Source organism: Halobellus sp. Atlit-38R (genome assembly GCF_003665925.1).
GTDB classification, from domain to species: domain Archaea; phylum Halobacteriota; class Halobacteria; order Halobacteriales; family Haloferacaceae; genus Haloquadratum; species Haloquadratum inordinatus.
In genome coordinates, this window is sequence record NZ_QXIJ01000166.1 from 1 (window position 1) to 553 (window position 553).

Sequence of the window (553 nt, forward strand, 5' to 3'; positions counted from 1 at the left end):
CGCCGTCGACCGGGAGGCGGCCCGAGAGGCCGTGGCCGACCTCGCCGACCGGTACGGCTTCGACGTGGATCCGGACGCGCGGATCGAAGACGTCTCGGTCGGGGAGCAACAGCGCGTCGAGATCCTGAAGGCGCTGTACCGGGGCGCCGACACGCTCATTCTCGACGAGCCCACCGCCGTGTTGACGCCACAGGAGGTCAACGAGCTGTTCGAGGTGTTAGAAGAGCTGACGGCGCAGGGCAAGACGATCATCTTCATCACCCACAAGCTCGGCGAGGCGATGCGCGCCGCCGACGAGATCTCGGTCCTCCGGGACGGCCGGAAGGTCGGGACCGTCGCCGCGGACGCGACCAGCCAGGAGGAGCTCGCGGAGCTGATGGTCGGCCGCGAGGTGCTCATGGACGTCGACCGCGGCGCCGCGGAGACCGGGGACGTCGTCGCGTCGGTCTCGGATGTGGTCGTCGAGGACGACCGCGGGGTCCGAGCGGTCGACGGCGTCTCCTTCGACGTGCGCGGCGGCGAGGTGTTCGGGATCGCGGGCGTGGACGGCAAC

At 70.5% G+C, this 553-nt stretch carries 1 protein-coding gene; it reads left to right on the top strand.

Annotation, left to right across the window (positions count from 1 at the left end; translation table 11 throughout):
* On the top strand, positions 1-553 hold a 553-nt coding region (locus D3D02_RS18730; RefSeq protein ID WP_121571349.1), incomplete at both ends, for an ATP-binding cassette domain-containing protein.